The following is a 5,351-nucleotide window of genomic DNA, read 5'->3' as shown; positions in this document are numbered from 1 at the left end:
ATGCAGTTCACGCTTCTGTTGACGCTCTACCTATTATCCTCTCTGGATAGCACTTTTACAAAACCGGGATGCTCCCGTTTCGTTTCCATCCGGCTGGGCACAGGTACTGGGAGTTTTGGTAATCCTACCAACTTCGCTTTAAACGTGTTGCATAGGTCGATCGCAGCCGGCGACTTCAACGGAGATGGCAAGTTAGATTTAGCCACAGCCCCGAGGTTTAGCAGCAACGATTCAACAATTTCAATACTTTTCGGATCTGGTACTGGTAGCTTTGGTCCTCCCGTTCCACTTAATACAAACAAACCAAAGTTTACTGTTGCCACAGCCGACTTTAACGGCGACGGCAAACTCGATTTAGTCACGTCGAACAGTGAAGTGACTGACAACATCTCCGTTTTATTAGGAGATGGTAAGGGCAACTTTAATGCCCCCGTTAACCTTAGCGCGGGGAATTTTGGTCAGAGAGAGAATCACTTTGTCGCCACAGGCGACTTTAATGGTGATGGCAAACTCGATCTCGCCGCAAGTAACGACATTTCTGAGAATGTCTCAGTCTTCTTGGGAGATGGTACGGGTAATTTTGGTAATGCTACCAACTTTGCTGTCGCAAGTCGTGTCTTTTCTCTGGTTGCAGGCGACTTGAACGGCGACGGCAAACTCGATTTAGCCATGCCTACCGGCGGGAACAAGGTTTCAGTCTTGTTAGGAGATGGTACGGGTAAATTTGCTAATCTCAGCAACTTTACTAACCTGGAGACTTTCGGGGGAAATCGTATAGTTGCGGCAGATTTTAATGCTGACACCAAGTTGGATTTAGCTACTACGAACGGCACTTCTAACAATGTCTCGGTTCTGCTGAATACATCGAATACAGTTAATTTCGGTGCGGCCACTTACAAGGGTGTGGAAGGAACAACAGACACAGTAGTTGATATTCCCGTCATCATCACCGGTGGCACTCCCTTAAACGATGTAGTTGTGCCAATTCTCCTCGACCCCACTAGCACAGCCACCCAAAATTCAGACTACACCTTTTCCCCTACTTCGATTACCTTCCCCGCAGGTTCAACAGGTGCCGCCCTCACCAAAAATATTGCAGTTACTATCAAGCCTGACAGTATCTCTGAGAACCCCGAAACCGCAATTTTCAACTTGGGCACAATTACCAATGGCATTGCGGGTTTCACAAAAACAACAACTCTAACTATTTCCGACCAGGTTTCTGTTGCTTATGCCATTGCCGCCGGTACTGCCAGCATTGACGAAGGCAATAGCGGCAAAAAACCTCTAACTTTCACTGTTACTCGCAGCAACGACACTAGCGGGGCAAGTAGCGTCAAATATGCAATAGCAGGAACAGCTACCAACGGCAGCGATTATAACAATATCGGCGGCACTTCTGGGGCAAAAACTGCTACTGGCACGATTAATTTTGCGACGGGTGAAACATCAAAAACCATCACTCTGGATGTGTTAGGCGACACCACGGTTGAACCCGATGAAACTATTACCGTCACCCTGTCAGAGCCCACAGGCGTCGCAGCGGTAACACCAATAATTACCGCTGATACCGCTACCACAACTATTATTAACTACACTGCACCGACACCGCCGCCACCCCCGACTCCGACACCGCCGCCACCAACACCGACTCCGACACCGCCGCCACCCCCGACTCCGACACCGCCGGCACCCCCGACTCCGACACCGCCGGCACCCCCAACTCCGACACCAACGCTACCCCCAACACTAGAACAGCCGACACTAGAACCGCCGACTCCGACGCCGACGCCAACTCCGACGCCGACACCGCCGGCACCCCCGACTCCGACGCCGACGCCACCCCCGACTCCGACACCGCCGCCACCCCCGACTCCGACACCGCCGCCACCCCCGACTCCGACACCGACGCCACCCCCAACTCCGACACCGACGCCACCCCCAACTCCGACACCGACGCCACCCCCGACGCCGACACCAACGCCCATACCACCAACGCAAACACCAACGCCCACACCACCAACGCCGACGCCAACGCCGCCGCCAACGGATAGCAACCGCCCGCCATTGGTAAATCGTTCTGTCTTGTCGCAAGGAAGTTCTAAAACTGCCAATGAGTTGACCTTCGCTGCAAATACCGATACTGACCCCGATCCGGGCGATCGCATTAACTATACGATCTGTCTGGCAGATTTCAATGCTGTGAATTCGTCTGCGTACCGTTGGGAAAGCGATCTCAACGGCCGTGGCTATCGGAAACTAATCGATAAGTCAAGTTTTCCTGAAATTCCTCTCCCCTCATGGTTAACTTTCAATCCCGAAACTCGCACTATTAAGATAGGCGAAACTCGCCCGAAGAATTTTAACTACTGGCTGAAGGTAACGGGAACGGATTCATCAGGTGCTAGTGTTAGCGAAATCGTCCGGTTCAAGAGTTATAATTTCGGCGGTTTTGTAATTGACTCTTACATTGCTGGTTCTACTATCTTCTTAGATGCCAACAAAAACGGCATACTCGATCCTAATGAACCGTCTGCCATAACTGGCCCTAATGGTGAATTCGATCTGAATCTCGCCTCGGACATTTTCGACAAAAATCAAAACGGGGAAATTGATTCAGAAGAAGGCAATTTAGTTGCCACAGGAGGCACTGACACCGCCACAGGTTTACCCCTAGAAACACCAGTCACCGCACCACCAGATGCTACTGTTGTTACCCTCTTAACCACCTTAGTTGCCGACTTGATCGACAAAGGAGTTAGACCAGCCGAAGCACAATTTTTAGTCAAAACTGCCCTTTCCATCCCCACTAATATTGACCTGACTAGCTTAGACCCGATCGACGCCACCAACAACAACCAACCGGGCGGTATCGCAACTTTATCTGCAATGGTGAAAGTCCAAAACTTCATCACTCAAACTGCTGCTTTGATTGACGGTGCTTCCAGTGCAGCAACTAAGGATATTGTCAAGGCTGTTGTCAGCTCAATTACGAGTCAAGTTCAATCCGGTAAAGCTTTAAACCTCAGCAATGCAACAGATTTAGAACCAATAATTCAGCAATCTGCCGCTAAAATCAAGCAAATTGACCCCAGTTTCAACAGTCAAAAATTCACTCAAACTACCTCGCAAGCTGCGACAGTAATGGCAACAGCAAATCAACGTATTGATGCCGCTGTCTCCAGTACAACAACATCAATTCCTGAAGCAGTCGCCCGCGTCCAACAAGTAGCTTTGGGCGCCACTACTCAAGACTTAAAGGAAGTAACTGCGGGAACTAAGACAATTTCCCTGGTAGTTACTGAGAATACTGGTGCTGCTTTAGATACCAAAATTCAAGCTGTGACATTACCTGGTGGGATTGCGACTCCTGTTGTCACCGGTGATGCGGATTTGGGCAGCAATTCCCCCGATCGCATTCTCGGTACAAACGGCGACGATATCCTGACTGGCGGGAGCGCCAATGATGCTTTGATGGGCATGAGGGGCAATGATTACCTCGACGGTAGCCTGGGAAATGACTCTCTTTTCGGCGGCAAAGGTAATGATATTATGCTGGGAGGTAGCGGTGATGATGCCTTGTTTGGCAGCCGCGGTGCTGACGTTTTGAATGGTGGAGATGGTAATGATATTCTGCTGGGAGGTAAGGGTGATGATTTGCTGATTGGCGGTTTGGGAAGTGATATTTTGACGGGAGGTGATGGCAATGATAAATTCTTGCTATCTGCTAATTCTGGCATCGATACTATCTTGGATTTTGAGGATGGCCAAGATTTGCTAATACTCGCCAACAATCTCACTTTCTCCCAACTGTCAATTACTCAAGAAAACAGTTCAACTTTCATCCGTTTGTCAGCAACAGGTGAAATTTTAGTCTCTCTGAATGGGGTGTCTGCCAGCCTGATTAATGCTGCCAATTTCAATCTAGCTTAGAGGAGTTTATGAAGTGCAGGACACGGCATTGCCGTGTCCCTACGGGATCGATCTAAAATCCATTTCAGTTACTCTTGTGCTGAATTTTGCGTTTCGCTGCACGTAAGGATTCAGGTAACTGAACTCCTTGCTGGGCAAAGACTTTAGATATGGAGCTTGATACTAAATCAATCTCTATTCTCAATAAACCACGAAAAACTGTCACTTCTCCTCGTTTATTGACAATTAATCACGAAAGACAAAAACCCTTATTTTGCCCTAAAATCCTTGCCAGACAAGCGTTGGAGCCGCAACTTTTTAGACCTGAATCCTTACCGCTGCACCAATACCTAGAATGCAAAATCCGGCTAAAGTACCGAAGATAGTAGAAGGTTCGGGTACGGCTTCAGCAGATTCTTTTTCAAAAGAGCCTTTAATGGCGATCGCATCGTTAGCGCACTCGGCAAAAAAGTTAGCAATATAGTTCCCCGAAGGCATTGAGGATTTATTGAAACTGAATCCAATTGTTTGAGAACCTACTGCATTAAACTGAGCGAAATCAAGACCGAGGACACTCAAAGTCGCTGGTGTTAAAAAATTGATTTCTCCTACTTTTGTCCCCGTAGCTATTGAGTTGAGAATAGTCGAGTTTCCTGTTTGTTGAAAATAGGGGTCGGTGGCCGCTAAATCGCCCATTGATGGGGTTCCGCCTTGAGATGCAACTACCGTATTGAATTGAGTTAAATTGCTAAAGCCAGAGTTAGTTTGGGTGACGTTTTTCGCTGTAACATTTCTGTAAACGCCTGTTGTCGCCACGCCGGAGTCATTTCCGGCGGCAAAGCGGATACCAAACAAGCTGCCGTTTGCGTTAGCTGTATTGAAATTTTGACCGGAAAAATTGAAGAATAAATCGCCGTAGTTGATGTTGCCTCTTTGAGCTAGTGGGTCGGCATATCCTGCTAAACTTAGATTAGAATTGATGGCGATGAAAGCTGTATCTGATGTTTCTTTGATGGCGATGCCGTAAAATTCAAATTCCCCGCCGCCGATTTGGGGCCCTGTCACGCCGTCGTTGAAGGAATCGATCGCATAATTCCAGCCGTTAGATAGCGTTGCTGCTGTAGCTTTTTGTTGCTGTAGTGCGAAAAGGGCACAGAAAATAGCTACTGAGTAAGTCCAGTGGATGCTGTTTTTAGCAATGGATTTCATAAAATGCTCCCTGGGAATCATTGTTAAATTGTCCAGTATGATCGTTCAACTGTTTTTAATTTTCAGTAAATCATACCTTCGGGCCGAATTTCTTAAAGTTTTGCTAAAGGTTTGGTCGGGCAATTGCATCATATTAAATAGATTGCTTAAAACACCAGGGTAAGCTCATCTAATTTGGTATAAATTGTACTTGACAAAAAAAACAAAATACACAGGGATCCCCCTCGTCA

General features: G+C 47.7%; 2 protein-coding genes. One reads left to right on the top strand and one right to left on the bottom strand.

Going from position 1 to position 5,351, the window contains the following annotated elements; genetic code table 11:
• A partial coding sequence (locus Q5691_RS27230) for an FG-GAP-like repeat-containing protein (RefSeq protein ID WP_333348335.1) occupies window positions 1-3,933 on the top strand: 3,933 nt, incomplete at its 5' end.
• Between the two features lie 297 nt (window positions 3,934-4,230).
• On the opposite strand, the gene Q5691_RS27225 is transcribed toward Q5691_RS27230, so the two are convergent.
• Entirely contained in the window at window positions 4,231-5,121 is an 891-nt protein-coding gene (locus Q5691_RS27225; protein ID WP_333348333.1) for an XDD3 family exosortase-dependent surface protein, read from the bottom strand.
• Window positions 5,122-5,351: the final 230 nt, after the last annotated feature.

Source organism: Microcoleus sp. w1-18aA5, assembly GCF_036701705.1.
Taxonomy (GTDB): Bacteria; Cyanobacteriota; Cyanobacteriia; order Cyanobacteriales; family Microcoleaceae; genus Microcoleus.
This window is presented reverse-complemented; position numbering and strand designations above follow the sequence as displayed.